This is a genomic window from Bradyrhizobium sp. (genome assembly GCF_022844465.1).
Classification (GTDB): domain Bacteria; phylum Pseudomonadota; class Alphaproteobacteria; order Rhizobiales; family Xanthobacteraceae; genus Bradyrhizobium.
In genome coordinates, this window is sequence record NZ_JALHLP010000007.1 from 30,662 (window position 1) to 44,250 (window position 13,589).

Below are 13,589 nucleotides of genomic sequence, written 5' to 3' on the forward strand. Positions count from 1 at the left end.
GCACAAGCAGATGATGGACCAAGAGAAGGTAAACATACTTCTGGTGGACGATCAGCCAGCGAAGCTGCTTGCCTATGAGGTCATTTTGAAGGAGCTCGGCGAGAACCTGATCAAGGCTTCATCCGGCCGCGAAGCGCTTGAATTCCTGCTCAAGAACGATGTCGCCATCATACTCGTCGACGTCTGCATGCCGGAACTGGACGGGTTCGAGCTCGCGGCCATGATCCGCGAGCATCCGCGTTTTCAGAAAACCGCGATGATATTCATCTCCGCAATCCAGGTCAGTGACATCGACCGGTTGCGCGGCTACGAGATGGGTGCGGTGGATTATGTACCGGTGCCCGTGGTGCCGGAGGTGTTGCGCGCCAAGATCAAGGTTTTCGCCGAACTGTATCGCAAGACCCGCCAGCTCGAGCTGCTCAACATCGAGCTCGAAGATCGTGTTCGCGCCCGCACCGCCGAACTGGAGGAATCGCACACAAGGCTGCTGGAAAGCGAACAACGGCGCAGCCTGGCGATCGCCGCGGGCAAGATGGGCTCCTGGGATTGGGACTGGGTCAAGGGCGACTGGATGTGGGACGAGGGCCAGTTCCAGATTTTCGGACTCGACCCCAAGACTTTCGTGGTGACCCCGTCAAACGTCCAGGAGTACCTGCACCCTGACGATATCGATGAGCTGCGCAGAGCGGTCGCGCAGTTTTCAAACGGCATCAAATCCTACGAGGCGGAGTTCCGGATCATACGACCCGACGGTGAGATGCGCTGGTGCGCTGGCACAGCGGCCGCCACCATGGACAAGGACGGCCGCGTCATCCGCGTCAGCGGCGTCACGGTCGATATCACCGAGCGCAAGCAGGCCGAGGAACGCCAGAACCTGCTGGCGCGGGAGGTCGATCACCGCGCCAAGAACGCGCTGGCGCTGGCGCAATCCATCGTCCGGCTGACGCGCGGTGACAACGTCAAGAGCTATATCCGCTCGGTCGAAGGACGGATCAACGCGCTCGCGCGAGTTCACACCGTGCTCTCGCTGTCGAGTTGGCAAGGCGCCGAAATAACAAAGCTGATCGACGAGGAGCTCGCGCCCTATTCGACAGGCGATCAAATCGCGCTGAGCGGCGAGGAATTGCAACTGGAGCCGGCTACTGCGCAGACGATCGCGCTGGCGCTGCACGAACTCGTCACGAATTCGGCAAAGTACGGGGCGCTGTCGACGCTGTCGGGCCGGCTGTCGCTGGCCTGGGGGGAGCAGGACAGCCTTCTCAAGATCATGTGGTCGGAAACCGGCGGGCCTCCGGTTGAAAAGCCGGCGTCGCGCGGATTTGGAACAAGAAGCGTGATCGCAAGCATCGAATCCCAGCTCGGCGGGCAGGCAGAATTCGATTGGCGCCCGGAAGGTCTGGTTTGCTCCCTCTCGGTCCCGCTGTCGCCACACCAGCCCGGTTTGGAAGCGGTTTCGCCTGAAGACACAACCCCCAATGTCAATGCCGCTCGGCGGACCCAGCACTAGGCCCGCCCGCGGGGAGCCTACATCAGGTCCGGCCGGCGCTTGGCGGTTGATGCATTCCGCACGCCTGATATATCCATAATGAGGGCCCGGCACGGGGCGGCCCGGCGGACATACGCCTTGAAAAACCTGCTCACCGACATCTCCGGCGTGCGCGTCGGCCACGCCGACGATGCCGCGCTCGCCTCCGGTGTCACCGCAATTATCTTCGACACCCCCGCGGTCGCCTCGGTCGACGTGCGCGGCGGCGGGCCCGGCACCCGCGAGGACGCGCTCCTCAAGCCCGACAGCACGGTCGAGGCGATCGACGGCATCGCGCTTTCCGGAGGTTCGGCATTCGGGCTGGACGCCGGCGGCGGGGTGCAGGCCTGGCTCGCCGAACAGGGGCGCGGCTTTCGGGTGCGCGAAGCCATCATTCCGATCGTTCCCGGCGCCATCTGTTTTGACCTGCTCAACGGCGGCGACAAGGCCTGGGGGCGCTTCCCGCCCTATCGTGACCTCGGCTACGCCGCGGCCCGCGCGGCGAGCGCCGATTTCGCGCTGGGCAGCGTCGGCGCCGGCCTCGGCGCGACCACGGCCAATCTCAAGGGCGGCCTCGGCTCCGCCTCCGCGCAAACCGAAGGCGGCGTCATGGTCGGCGCGCTAGCGGTCGTCAATGCGGTCGGCAGCGTGACCGTCGGTGATGGACCATGGTTCTGGGCAGCCCCGTTCGAGATCGGCAACGAGTTTGGCGGGCGCGGACTGCCGCCCTCGTTCACGGCCGACATGCTGCGGGCGCGGCTCAAGGGCGGGCCGCAAGCCGCGGCCTCGGCGAACACCACGCTGGTCGTGGTCGTCACCGATGCGGTGTTGACGAAGCCGCAGGCGCGGCGGCTGGCGATGATCGCGCAGACCGGAATGGCGCGCGCCATCTACCCCGTTCACGCCCCGCTGGATGGTGACGTCGTGTTCGCCGCTGCGACCGGGCAGAAGCCGGTCGATCCGTTGTTCGGCCTCACCGAACTTGGAATGGTGGCCGCCAACACGGTTGCGCGCGCGATTGCCCGCGGCGTCCATGCAGCGACCGCGCTGCCCTTTCTGGGCGCGCTACCGGCGTGGGGGAATCGCTTCGGCTAGGGCAGCTTCCGAAGGATGTTCGCCGGGTCTGGCGTTCAGGCACTGACCGACAGTGACGGGTTGGCCGCCGAAGCCATCGCCTTGGCCTGGCGCTGGATCATCTGCTCGATGAAATTGTAGGACGAGGTCGCGGCGCCGGGCGAACTGCCGCCCGCCGCCGACGTCATCGTCACCTTCGATCCATCGGCGTAGGTCAGCGACGTCGTCACCGAGCCGTCGCTGTTGGTGACCGACGTGGTGGTGGCGCCCTGCAGGGCCTTCAGGAACGGATTCGATCCGCTGGAATCGCCGACGCCGCTTGCGGCGTGGTCATGGCGGTGGCGACCCTTGGCGCCCTTCAGCACCGACGCCAGTTCGCCGAGGCTCACCGCGCCGTCGCCGTCCTTGTCAAGCTTGCCGAACACGCTGTCGGCTTGCGCGAGATTGGTGCCGCCGGCGCCGAGCGCTTCGCCAAATTCCGACTGCGTGATCTTGCCGTCGCCGTCCCCGTCGATTTGCGCGAACAGGTCCTTCAGCAGACTGGAGCCACCCTTGGCGGCGGCGTGGGCTGATCCTTCCGGGGCCTGGCTCTGCAGGGCCAGCAGCGCGCTCATGGTGTCCGGCGATATCCGGGAACGACCGCCGCCGCCCGGCTTCGCATCCGCCGCAGCAGTGGTGTCCGCAGACAACAGGTCGAACGGGCTTTGCGGGTTCTGGCCGCGTCCGGTGGATGGCGCGGACGACGATTTCGACGACGTCAGCGCCTTGAGGGCATCAAGAGCCGAGGACGCTGCGCCCAAAGCAAGGAACATGGTTGATCTCCAATCGCCGTGGTCGGCGGCCGATAACTCCTGCATGTTCTTCAGCAAGCGCCGTGCCACGGCAAAAAGCCCTGCAAAACCAGGATCTCGCGCATCGCCTGCGACGGCCAGGCCCGGCAATCCATGCCCGCGGCGGCAGATTTTTCCGCCCACAACAGGGTCCGGCGGTCGCATTGCCCCCGGCCGTCCTGCATGTTACGCGGGGCCGTTCTGCCCCGTTGAGAGGTCTGGGAAAACGCGCATGTCCCAACAATTTGCCTCACGTCCCCTCATCATCGCACCGTCAATCCTGGCGGCGGATTTCGCCCGGCTGGGTGAGGAAATCCGCGCTGTCGATGCGGCGGGCGCCGACTGGATCCATCTCGACGTGATGGACGGACATTTCGTGCCCAACATCTCCTACGGTCCCGATGTCATCAAGGCGATGCGTCCGCACACCAAGAAGATATTCGACGCACACTTGATGATCGCCCCCTGCGACCCCTATCTGGAAGCCCTCGCCAAGGCCGGCTGCGACCACATCACCGTCCACGCCGAGGCCGGCCCGCATCTGCATCGATCGCTGCAGGCGATCCGGGCACTCGGGAAAAAAGCCGGCGTCTCGCTCAACCCGGCGACGCCGGTGAGCGCCATCGAATATGTGATCGACCTGATCGACCTGGTGCTGGTGATGTCGGTCAATCCCGGCTTCGGCGGGCAAGCCTTTATCAAGTCGGCGCTCGGCAAGGTCAGCGACCTCAGGGCGATGACGGCGGGCCGGCCGATCGATATCGAGGTCGATGGCGGCGTCGGTCCGGATGTCGCGGGCCAGCTCGCCGCCGCCGGCGCCAACGCGCTGGTCGCCGGCTCCGCGGTGTTCAAGGGCGGAACCGTGGAGGCCTACAGGTCCAACATTTCTGCGATCCGCAACGCCGCCGCCCTGGCGCGCGGCGAAATGATCTGACGCAGACCCGCTGGGCTGCCAGGGCTGGGCGAACCCGAAAGCTCCATGCTCTCGCCACAAAGCTTCATGCTCTGGCCATAAAGGCAGATCAGGATTTACTGTGTTCACGATGGAACGGGAATATGATCAAAGCCTACGCTTTTGCTGCAATGCTCCTGCTTCTCGCGCCCGCTTCCGCGCTGGCGCAGCACCGCGCCGGTGACGCTGCGCTGGGAGCGTTGGCCGGCGCCGTCGTGCTGGGGCCGGTCGGTGCCATCGCCGGGGCGTTCGTCGGTTACTCCGCTGGGCCGGCGATATCGCGGTCCTGGGGAATTGATCGACCCCGTTCGTCGCGGCACCGGAGACATGCTTCAGGAGACGGGGTCCGGGCCGCGCGGGCGGAAGCGATCGGCGAGCCGCGCGTAGCCAGCGCCCGTGCCGAGGCGAAAGGCGTCGCACCGCGCGGCAAGTCCAACTCCAAGGCGTTTCCACCCGTCCAGGCGCTCGAATAAGCGCCCCCTACGCCTGATCCGCCGCTACCTCCCTGGCCGATTCTGGCGCCGAAGCCAGTCGCCGCGGACGCACCACTGTCACCGTACAGGCGGCCTCCGCCGCCACCCTGGCCGAGACGCTGCCGAGCAAGGCGCGCAGCATCGAATGCTGTCGCGCACCAATCACGATGTGGTCGACCTGATTGACAGCAGTGAATTCCAGGATCGCCGACGCGGGGTCGATCGCCTCGAGCACATGCACCGTGAGCCTGCTTTCATCGAGTTCCAGCGGTTGCGCCCAGTGCCGGAGCGCGACCATCCGGTCGATATGCTTGTTGTTGCCTTGTTCGTCGAGCGTCCGGTCGAGGGTGATGCGTCCGAGCCTGAGAACGTTGAGGCAGGCGAGCCGCGCGGACGGCAAAGTCGCCAGCAGCTGCGCAGCGGTCCGGCGCAGGCACACGTTAAGCGCCGCCGATCCCTCCTCGGTGTCCAGCGCGACGACCACGATCGGCCCCGCGGCCAGCTGGGCCGCGATATCGGATTTCGGTTTCGGCTGGGTCAGGTCGCGGTTGAAGCGGCGGCGCCACACCGTGCTGAGCGGATCGCGCTGCAGTCGCTCCGAGCGCGCCGTCAATTTGACCTGATCGGGGTGCGCCAGCTCGAACGCCAGTTGGGCGGCGGTCGGATAACGCCAGACCGGTTCGATCTCCAGGCACCGCAGCACGATTTCCTGCAGCCAGGGCGGATAATCTGCCCTCAGCTTGCGCGGCGGATAGGGATCGCGCCACAGCCGGCGGCGCATGCCGCGCAGAGTTTCGCTTTCGCCGAACGGCCGCTCGCCAGTGGTGAAGAAATACAGCAGCACGCCCAGCGAGAACAGGTCGCTGCGCGGGTCGTCGCGAACCCCGAGCAGGCGCTCCGGCGCCATGTACGGCGCGGTGCCGTAAGGCAGACGGAATTCCTCCTGCAACAGGTCCGGCAACTGATTGTGGTGCGACAGCCCGAAATCGATCAGCACGCATTCGCCCGAGGGGCGGAACATGACGCTGCTCGGCTTGATGTCGTGATGGATGACGTTCTGCCGGTGCAGGTCGGCCAGCGCGGTCGCGATTCTGCCGACGACGATCCGCGCCTCTTCATAGGGGAGCGGCAATTCGCCGATCCGGCTGTAGAGCGTCTTGCCGGGAATGCGTTCGATGACGACGTAGGGCTGCCGGTCGAAATCGCCGGTACCGAAACAGGCCGGCACATGCGGGCCGGCCAGCCGCGGCAGGATCATCTGCTCCATCTCGAAGCTGACGATCGCCGCCGGATCCTCGCCTTCGGAAATCCGCGGGATCTTCATCAACAGCGGCGCCGTGATGCCGGGGCGGGTCACCGTCCACAGCGTTGCCATGCCGCCCTGGTGAACGCGTTCGCCGATCGTGAAACCGTCCAGTTCCGCGCCGGGTTCGATTGATGGCCTTGCCATCTCTCATCTCCCCAGAAGCAGGCGGTCGGCCAGCCAGTGCGGCAGGCCGTTGGCGCGGATCCGCTCCGCCGCCGCCTCGACATCGTAGGGCACGCGGCAATAGGTGATCTCGCGGGACGAGGTGTCGAGCATCGCAAACGAGGCCGCCGGATTGCCGTCGCGCGGTTGCCCGACCGAGCCGAGAACGGCAAGCCAGCGCCGTCCGCCGAGCAATTGCACCGGCACCTCCGATGTCGGGATGAAACTCGTCATCTTCGCCGCCGATGACATCGAATAGAGCGCCGGCCGGTGAATGTGTCCGCAAAACGTGACCTGGGCGGCGGTCGCCTCGATGCTGCGCGCTGCCTCCGACGTGCCGTGCACATAGCGCCATCGCGCCGGGTGAGCGGCTTCCGAATGCACATAGAGGCGGTCGCCTTCCTGCCGCTTCAGCGGCAGTTCGGCCAGAAAGCGCCGCTGCGGCCCGCTGAGTCTGCCGCGGGTCCATTCGATCGCGGCCTGGGCTTCGGCGTTCATGGTCTCGGAATGGTTTCCGATGGCATGATCATGGTTGCCGATCACGGCGATGGCGCCGTCCTCGACCAGACCCATCACGGCATCGACAGCCCATTCAGGGTCGGCGCCGTAGCCTACGACGTCGCCGAGGCAGATGATCCGCTCCGCCCCCCGCGCGTGCGCAACAGCGAGGCAGGCTTCGAACGCCTGCCGGTTGGCATGGATATCCGCAAAGATGGCGAGACGCACGCAGCCCTCCCCGTCCATCATCTCGCCGGTGCCAGCGCGCGTCTTGATGGATATCAAACCACGCGCCGTGAACCGACAGCGCATATGGGGTCGCGGGAGATTGCCGTGGGTGACAGAAAGTCAGCGCTTGCGCGACGCTTCCAGTCCCTTCAGCAAAAGCGTCAGCAGCGCATCGATCCGCGCCGGGGCGCCGGGTTCGTTCCATTCCTCGGCATGGCCGGGATGGTGAAAGCGGCTGGTGGCATCGAAAATGGCGCGCGCCGCAACCTTGACGTCCGCGACCTCGAACGCGCCCTGCTTGACGCCGTCGGACAGAATCCGCGCGATCTGATCGACCAGGCAATCCTTGTGGCAATGCACCGCCCTGCAGGCCTCGCGCGCCAGCGTCAGGTAGGTCGCAAACATCTCGGGATCGTCGCCGAGCCGCTTGTGCTTGATCGAAAACATCGTGCGCAGCCAGCGCTCCAGCCTGGCCGGCGCCGGGCCGGAAGCTTCCGCGATCTTGAGCAGCGGCGCGCTTACCCGGTCGAGCCAGCGTTTGGCAACGGCCTCGCGCAGCGAGGCCTTGCTGGGAAAATGCCTGTAGACGCTGCCATGACTGACATCGAGGGCGCGGGCGACGTCCACCACCGTCGCCTTGGCCAGACCGTAGCGCCGCAGAACGTCCTCGGTCACCTCCAAAATCCGCTCGGGGGTCAAGACCACGATTTCGTTCATGCGGGCACCTTCAAAACGATGGGACGGGCGGTCATTCAATCCCTCCAGATCATGATGCGGTCTCGCATCATGATCTCATCTCTTTGTTTGAGCATGACCTTTTCGGAAAACCGGACTCCACTTTTCCGGGTCATGCTCGACAGGTCAATGTTTCAACAGCTCCAGCCGCTCGGCCTCCGCCGCCAGATAGCTGGCGACGCGCTGATCGAGCCAGCGCTGGATCTGTGCGGTCAGATGAATGATCTGGATCATCATAGCGTCAGTCCTCAGCAAGCACCCCGGCGGTCCAACAAGCCGGGGTACGCCCAACACCCGGCGTCGGCTGGGGAGATAGCATATCCCGCTGACAGATTTCAATATCTGTCAGTCAAATTTCAGTGACTATGAGGCACCCCCCAGTTTCGCGCCGTCATCAGCTCCAAGGCCGGCGCGTTTGTCTCGCTCCGGCCGCTCTGCTAAAGCGCGGCATAAGAGGCAATCCGCCGGAGTCGTCGATGATCCCCCGCTATACCCGCCCGGAAATGGCCTCGATTTGGGAGCCGCAGACCCGCTTCAGGATCTGGTTCGAGATCGAGGCGCATGCGGCGGATGCGCTGGCGGAACTCGGAACCATCCCAAAGGCGGCGGCGAAGACGATCTGGGCCAAGGCCAAGGATGCCACCTTCGACGTGGCGCGCATTGACGAGATCGAGCGCGAGACCAAACACGACGTCATCGCCTTCCTGACCCATCTGGCCGAAATCGTCGGTCCCGAGGCGCGCTTCGTCCACCAGGGCATGACCTCCTCCGACGTGCTCGACACCTGCTTCAACGTCCAGCTCACCCGCGCCGCCGACCTCCTGATATCCGATATCGACAAGGTGCTGGCGGCGCTGAAGAAGCGCGCCTTCGAACACAAGATGACGCCGACGATCGGGCGCTCGCACGGCATCCACGCCGAGCCGGTGACGTTCGGGCTCAAGCTCGCCTACGCCTATGCCGAGTTTTCCCGCGCCCGCGAGCGTCTGCTCGCCGCCCGCAAGGAAGTCGCGACCTGCGCGATTTCGGGCGCCGTCGGCACCTTCGCCCAGATCGACCCGCGCGTGGAAGCCCATGTCGCCAAGGCGATGGGGCTGGTGCCGGAGCCGATATCGACCCAGGTGATCCCGCGCGACCGCCACGCGATGTATTTTGCGACCCTTGGCGTGATCGCCTCCTCGGTCGAGCGGCTCGCCACCGAGATCCGCCATTTGCAGCGCACCGAGGTGCTGGAAGCCGAGGAATTCTTCTCCGAGGGCCAGAAGGGCTCCTCCGCAATGCCGCACAAGCGCAACCCGGTACTGTCGGAAAATCTCACCGGCTTGTCGCGCATGGTGCGCGCCTATGCGATGCCGGCGATGGAAAACGTCGCGCTCTGGCACGAGCGCGACATCTCGCACTCCTCGGCCGAACGCATGATCGGGCCGGACGCCACCGTGACGCTGGACTTCGCGCTGATGCGCCTGGCCGGCCTGATCGACAAGCTATTGATCTATCCCGCCAACATGCAAAAGAACCTCGACCGACTCGGCGGTCTCGTGCATTCGCAGCGGCTCCTGATCGCGCTGACGCAAAAGGGCGCGAGCCGCGAGGACGCCTACAAATACGTGCAGCGCAACGCGATGCCCGTCTGGCGCGGCGAAGGCGACTTCCTGGCCCTGCTGAAAAAAGACCCCGACGTGAGGAAGCACCTGACCGACGCCGAGATCGAGGCGCAGTTCGACCTCGGCTATCACTTCAAGCACGTCGACACGATCTTCAAGCGCGTGTTCGGCACGGCATGATTGAGGCCGCCTCGCAGGTGGGCAACGTCCTCGCCGTCAGCGCCCGTCGCGGCCATCATTTCAGCAAGACGCCGAGCCTTTACATCCGCCTGCTCAATGGCCTTGGCGTCGCCGGCGACGCGCACATGGGCGAGAAGGTCAAGCACCGCTCCCGCGTCCGCAGGGATCCGACGCAGCCCAATCTGCGGCAGGTGCATTTGATCCACGCCGAACTGTTCGATGAGTTGCGCGGAAAAGGTTTTGTCGTTCACCCCGCGGACCTCGGCGAGAACGTCACCACATCAGGCGTCGATCTGCTGGCGCTGCCCACCGGGACCCGGCTGCATCTCGGCGCCGACGCCGCGGTCGAACTGACGGGCCTGCGCAATCCCTGCATCCAGATCGATGATTTCCAGAAGGGATTGATGGCGGCGACGCTGGACCGGGACCGCGACGGCAACCTCATCCGCAAGGCCGGCGTCATGAGCATCGTCATTGCGGACGGCGACGTGCGGCCCGGCGACACCATCCGCATCGTGCTGCCGGCAGGGCCGCACCGGCCGCTGCTGCCCGTCTAGGACCTGGAGAAAAGCCCAAAATGACCATCAACGCCGTCACGACAACTGAATTGTAACCCGGCATCGGCTAAGGTAGCAGCGTGTCATCCCCGCCCACCATCCTCGTCTTCGACTCCGGTCTCGGCGGCCTCACCGTGCTTCGTGAAATCGTCGATGCGCGCCGTGACGCCCATTACATCTATGTCGCTGATGACGCGTTCTTTCCCTATGGCCATCACACCGAGGATCAGATCATCGCGCGCGTGGTGCCGCTGATCGGCGAATTGACCGCGCGGCATGCCCCCGATCTGGTGGTGATCGCCTGCAACACCGCCTCCACGCTGGTGATGTCGCATTTGCGCAGCGCCTATGACGTACCGTTCGTCGGCACCGTGCCCGCGATCAAGCCGGCCTGCGCCGGTTCAAGGACAAAGCGCGTGTCCGTTCTGGGCACCAGGGGCACCGTGCAGCGCGAATACACCAAGCGCCTGATCGAGGATTTCGCGCAAGGCTGTGAGGTGACGCTGGTCGGCTCGGCTGAGCTGGCCTCGCTGGCCGAAGCAGCCCTCAACGGCAATGAGGTCCGCGATGACGATATCGCGGCCGAACTGGCTCCCTGCTTTGTCGGAGAAGGCGACGCCCGCACCGACACCGTGGTGCTGGCCTGCACCCATTATCCGTTGCTGCTCGATCGGCTGACCAGGCTCGCGCCCTGGCCGGTCGACTGGATCGATCCGGCGCCCGCCATCGCCCGGCGTGTGTCTGATCTGCTCGGCTCTCCCGGAAACGAATCCGACCGGGCCGGCGCGGAAATGATATTCACGTCAGGACGGCCGCACCGGCTGAGCCGGGCGCTGATGCCGTTCTTTGGCGGCCGCGTCCCGGCGTAAGCTCGACAGGCAGGAGTTAGCGCTTTGACATCCCCGAGGCCCGCGCCGCTCAATCGCCTGCGCCAGCAATGGCGGCAGGGACGCCCGACCTTCGGCGCCATCGCAACCATTCCCTCGATCCAGACCGTGCAGATCATGGCCCGCTCGGGGCTGGACTGGATCATCATCGACCTCGAACACGGCCCAATCGACCTCGGCTCGGCGCATGCGATGATCACGGCGACCTCTGGCACGTCCTGCGTGCCGATGGTGCGGATCGCGGCCAACGAGCCCTGGCTGGCTAAAGCGCCGATGGACATCGGCGCCCTCGGAATCAACTTCCCGATGATCTGCAGCCGCGCCGATGCCGAGAAAGCCGTCCGCGGCGTCCGCTATCCGCCGAAGGGCGAGCGGTTGTGGGGCCCGTTCCACGCCCCGTTCCGCTGGGGCGTGTCGATGGCGGATTACATGGCGACCGCGGATGACGACATGATCTGCATGATCACGATCGAGCATGTCGAGGCGGTCAACCGAATCGACGAGATCATGGCGACGCCCGGTATCGATCTCGCGGTGATCGGCCCCGGCGACCTCGCCACCTCCATCAACAAGCGCGGCCTGCCCGACGACCCTGAAGTGGTCGAACTGATGGCGCGCGCCGAGGCGGGAATCCTCAAGAGCGGTGTGCCGATTGGCGGCGTCGCGCGAACGGCCGAGCAAGCCAATCGGATGATCGACCGCGGCTACGTGGCGCTGGCGCTGGGATTCGACTGGTCGCTGTTCCAGCGCGGCCTTGCGGCGAGCCTTGAAGGGATCAGGCGATAAGTTCCGATGGTCCCGGCAAACCATTCAAAATACTGGAGGTTTATTGACGCGGGCATGCCCGAACCAACTAGCGTCAAAGCGGGTTGTTCGTGCTAGATGTCGGTCGGACCGGCCAATCACGGCGAACGGCCGATGGCCGACCGGCCTGTGGCAGGATCTTGGGCGGAATGATGCGCGGAACGGCTCGAAAAATCACCATGCCGCGCCGCTTCGTCGCCGATCTCATGCGCGCTTCGATCCGCGTTCCCATGGTTTCGCTGATCCGGCCCGTCAGCATCCGTGGCCTGCTTGATGCCCGGGCCCAAGCCGCGCGCAGGCCGGGCTGGGCGGCGATCTTCGCCAAGGCGTTCGCACTGGTGGCGAAAGAACAGCCGGTGCTGCGCACGCTCTATGTCAAATGGCCGTCGCCCGCCTTCTACGAACTGCCGCGCAGCGTCGCCATGGTGGCGATCGCGCGGGTCGAAGACGGGCAGGATTGCGTGCTGCCGCAAAAGATCGCCGCGCCTGACGAAATTCCGCTCACCGAGGTCGATGCGCTGATCCGGCGCGCCAAGGAAGCCCCGATCGAGCAAGTACCGGCGTTCCGCAGGATCATGCGGATCACCCGGCTGCCGTTGCCGCTGCGGCGCCTGTTCTGGGCGATCGGACTGAATTTCGGCCGCCAGCGGGCCAATTACTTCGGCAGTTTCGGCGTAACCTCGGTGGCCGCTTATGGGGCTGGACAGTTGCATGCGCTCAGTCCGGGGCCGTTCGTCCTGAGCTATGGCCTAGCCAAAGCCGACCAGACCATCGACGTGGTGCTGCGCTGGGATCACCGGATTACCGACGCCGCCTTTATCGCCGGCGTCCTCAGCCGGCTGGAACAGGTGCTGAACACCGAAATCGCAGCCGAATTGCGCGCCGACCGGCCGCAAACCGAGGCAAAAGCGGTCCGGGCCGTCGGGACCTGACGGAAGCCGATTTAACTCGGAAAACCGGCTGTTTTCGTTGACAGAACGGCGGTTTCTCCCTAAAAACCCGCTTGCTCGCGGGCCGGTTTCGGCCCGCGTTGCGTTTCGCGACCCGCGGTCTTCCCCGAGCTTTCGAGGCGGACCTGTCGGCCCCGGCATTCCCGGTGCACAGGAGGGCGCGTTTCCTCAAGACTCAAACCTATCAGAGGACGCGATGACAAAGCGCAGTGAGGCGAAATACAAGATCGACCGCCGTATGGGCCAGAATATCTGGGGCCGCCCCAAGAGCCCGGTGAATCGCCGGGAATATGGTCCCGGCCAGCACGGCCAGCGCCGCAAGGGCAAGCTGTCCGATTTCGGCGTCCAGCTCCGCGCCAAGCAGAAGCTGAAGGGCTATTACGCCAACATCAGCGAGCGCCAGTTCCACGGCATCTATGTCGAAGCCGGCCGGATGAAGGGCGACACCGGCGAAAACCTGATCGGCCTCCTGGAGCGCCGCCTCGACACCGTGGTCTATCGCGCCAAGTTCGTGGCGACCATGTTCGCCGCGCGCCAGTTCATCAACCACGGCCACGTCAAGGTGAACGGCCGTCGCGTCAACATTTCCAGCTACAAGGTCAAGCCCGGCGACCTCGTCGAGGTCAAGGAATCCTCCAAGCAGCTCACCCATGTGCTGGAAGCAAGCCAGCTCGGCGAGCGCGACGTGCCTGACTTCATCGAAGTCGACCACTCCAAGATGACGGCCAAGTTCACCCGCATCCCCGCGCTGTCGGACGTGCCGTTCGCGGTGCAGATGGAGCCGCATTTGATCGTCGAGTTCTATTCGCGCTGATCGGTTTCAG

General features: G+C 65.2%; 14 protein-coding genes. 10 read left to right on the plus strand and 4 right to left on the minus strand.

Translation table 11 applies throughout. The features are described 5' to 3' along the window. Window positions 1-13: 13 nt before the first annotated feature. A complete protein-coding gene (locus tag Q0D31_RS13665; RefSeq protein ID WP_291851961.1) occupies window positions 14-1,507 on the plus strand; it encodes an HWE histidine kinase domain-containing protein in 1,494 nt (497 codons plus the stop codon). A 117-nt stretch (window positions 1,508-1,624) separates the two neighbouring features. Beyond that, window positions 1,625-2,620 (plus strand): P1 family peptidase, encoded by a 996-nt coding sequence (locus tag Q0D31_RS13670; protein WP_291851534.1) that lies wholly within the window; start codon window positions 1,625-1,627, stop codon window positions 2,618-2,620. A gap of 35 nt (window positions 2,621-2,655) precedes the next feature. Here Q0D31_RS13670 and Q0D31_RS13675 read toward each other — a convergent pair whose 3' ends face one another. Next, the gene (locus tag Q0D31_RS13675) at window positions 2,656-3,411 is read right to left on the minus strand and encodes an EF-hand domain-containing protein (RefSeq protein ID WP_291851537.1); all 756 of its coding nucleotides are present in this window, start codon (window positions 3,409-3,411) and stop codon (window positions 2,656-2,658) included. A gap of 250 nt (window positions 3,412-3,661) precedes the next feature. Here Q0D31_RS13675 and rpe point away from each other — a divergent pair, with 250 nt between their 5' ends. Then, window positions 3,662-4,363: a ribulose-phosphate 3-epimerase gene (gene rpe, locus Q0D31_RS13680; protein WP_291851540.1), complete on the plus strand. Its 702-nt coding sequence runs from the start codon at window positions 3,662-3,664 to the stop codon at window positions 4,361-4,363. Window positions 4,364-4,512: 149 nt separating this feature from the next. Beyond that, complete coding sequence (locus Q0D31_RS13685) at window positions 4,513-4,854, plus strand: DNA-directed RNA polymerase subunit N (protein ID WP_366518520.1); 342 nt, start codon at window positions 4,513-4,515, stop codon at window positions 4,852-4,854. Window positions 4,855-4,861: 7 nt separating this feature from the next. Here Q0D31_RS13685 and Q0D31_RS13690 read toward each other — a convergent pair whose 3' ends face one another. The 3 genes from Q0D31_RS13690 to Q0D31_RS13700 all read right to left on the minus strand — a co-directional run bounded on the left by Q0D31_RS13690 (window position 4,862) and on the right by Q0D31_RS13700 (window position 7,765). Continuing rightward, window positions 4,862-6,304, minus strand: a complete 1,443-nt coding sequence (locus tag Q0D31_RS13690; RefSeq protein ID WP_291851544.1) for a bifunctional serine/threonine-protein kinase/universal stress protein — start codon at window positions 6,302-6,304, stop codon at window positions 4,862-4,864. 3 nt (window positions 6,305-6,307) lie between these two features. Next, window positions 6,308-7,048: a metallophosphoesterase family protein gene (locus Q0D31_RS13695; RefSeq protein ID WP_291851546.1), complete on the minus strand. Its 741-nt coding sequence runs from the start codon at window positions 7,046-7,048 to the stop codon at window positions 6,308-6,310. 120 nt (window positions 7,049-7,168) lie between these two features. Then, window positions 7,169-7,765: a TetR family transcriptional regulator gene (locus tag Q0D31_RS13700; RefSeq protein ID WP_291851548.1), complete on the minus strand. Its 597-nt coding sequence runs from the start codon at window positions 7,763-7,765 to the stop codon at window positions 7,169-7,171. A gap of 494 nt (window positions 7,766-8,259) precedes the next feature. Between Q0D31_RS13700 and purB the strand changes: the two genes are divergently transcribed. From purB to rpsD, 6 genes are all read left to right on the plus strand, one after another. Further along, window positions 8,260-9,567 carry an adenylosuccinate lyase gene (purB, locus tag Q0D31_RS13705; RefSeq protein WP_291851550.1) on the plus strand — a complete coding sequence of 436 codons (1,308 nt, stop codon included), beginning with the start codon at window positions 8,260-8,262 and terminating at the stop codon, window positions 9,565-9,567. Further along, the gene (locus Q0D31_RS13710) at window positions 9,564-10,124 is read left to right on the plus strand and encodes an MOSC domain-containing protein (protein WP_291851552.1); all 561 of its coding nucleotides are present in this window, start codon (window positions 9,564-9,566) and stop codon (window positions 10,122-10,124) included. Before purB ends, Q0D31_RS13710 begins: the two co-directional genes overlap by 4 nt. A gap of 80 nt (window positions 10,125-10,204) precedes the next feature. Next, window positions 10,205-10,993: a glutamate racemase gene (gene murI, locus Q0D31_RS13715; protein ID WP_291851554.1), complete on the plus strand. Its 789-nt coding sequence runs from the start codon at window positions 10,205-10,207 to the stop codon at window positions 10,991-10,993. Between the two features lie 24 nt (window positions 10,994-11,017). Then, complete coding sequence (locus Q0D31_RS13720) at window positions 11,018-11,797, plus strand: aldolase/citrate lyase family protein (RefSeq protein WP_291851557.1); 780 nt, start codon at window positions 11,018-11,020, stop codon at window positions 11,795-11,797. A 170-nt stretch (window positions 11,798-11,967) separates the two neighbouring features. Beyond that, window positions 11,968-12,747 (plus strand): acyltransferase, encoded by a 780-nt coding sequence (locus Q0D31_RS13725; RefSeq protein WP_291851963.1) that lies wholly within the window; start codon window positions 11,968-11,970, stop codon window positions 12,745-12,747. A 214-nt stretch (window positions 12,748-12,961) separates the two neighbouring features. Further along, the gene (gene rpsD / locus Q0D31_RS13730; RefSeq protein ID WP_291851560.1) at window positions 12,962-13,579 is read left to right on the plus strand and encodes a 30S ribosomal protein S4; all 618 of its coding nucleotides are present in this window, start codon (window positions 12,962-12,964) and stop codon (window positions 13,577-13,579) included. Window positions 13,580-13,589: the final 10 nt, after the last annotated feature.

Bases quoted from the DNA above. Each gene is read 5' to 3' on its own strand.
- Q0D31_RS13725 (WP_291851963.1), top strand. From the start codon at position 11,968: ATGCGCGGAACGGCTCGAAAAATCACCATGCCGCGCCGCTTCGTCGCC.
- Q0D31_RS13700 (WP_291851548.1), bottom strand. From the start codon at position 7,765: ATGAACGAAATCGTGGTCTTGACCCCCGAGCGGATTTTGGAGGTGACC.
- purB (WP_291851550.1), top strand. From the start codon at position 8,260: ATGATCCCCCGCTATACCCGCCCGGAAATGGCCTCGATTTGGGAGCCG.
- Q0D31_RS13710 (WP_291851552.1), top strand. From the start codon at position 9,564: ATGATTGAGGCCGCCTCGCAGGTGGGCAACGTCCTCGCCGTCAGCGCC.
- Q0D31_RS13685 (WP_366518520.1), top strand. From the start codon at position 4,513: ATGCTCCTGCTTCTCGCGCCCGCTTCCGCGCTGGCGCAGCACCGCGCC.
- rpsD (WP_291851560.1), top strand. From the start codon at position 12,962: ATGACAAAGCGCAGTGAGGCGAAATACAAGATCGACCGCCGTATGGGC.
- Q0D31_RS13675 (WP_291851537.1), bottom strand. From the start codon at position 3,411: ATGTTCCTTGCTTTGGGCGCAGCGTCCTCGGCTCTTGATGCCCTCAAG.
- Q0D31_RS13665 (WP_291851961.1), top strand. From the start codon at position 14: ATGGACCAAGAGAAGGTAAACATACTTCTGGTGGACGATCAGCCAGCG.
- rpe (WP_291851540.1), top strand. From the start codon at position 3,662: ATGTCCCAACAATTTGCCTCACGTCCCCTCATCATCGCACCGTCAATC.
- Q0D31_RS13690 (WP_291851544.1), bottom strand. From the start codon at position 6,304: ATGGCAAGGCCATCAATCGAACCCGGCGCGGAACTGGACGGTTTCACG.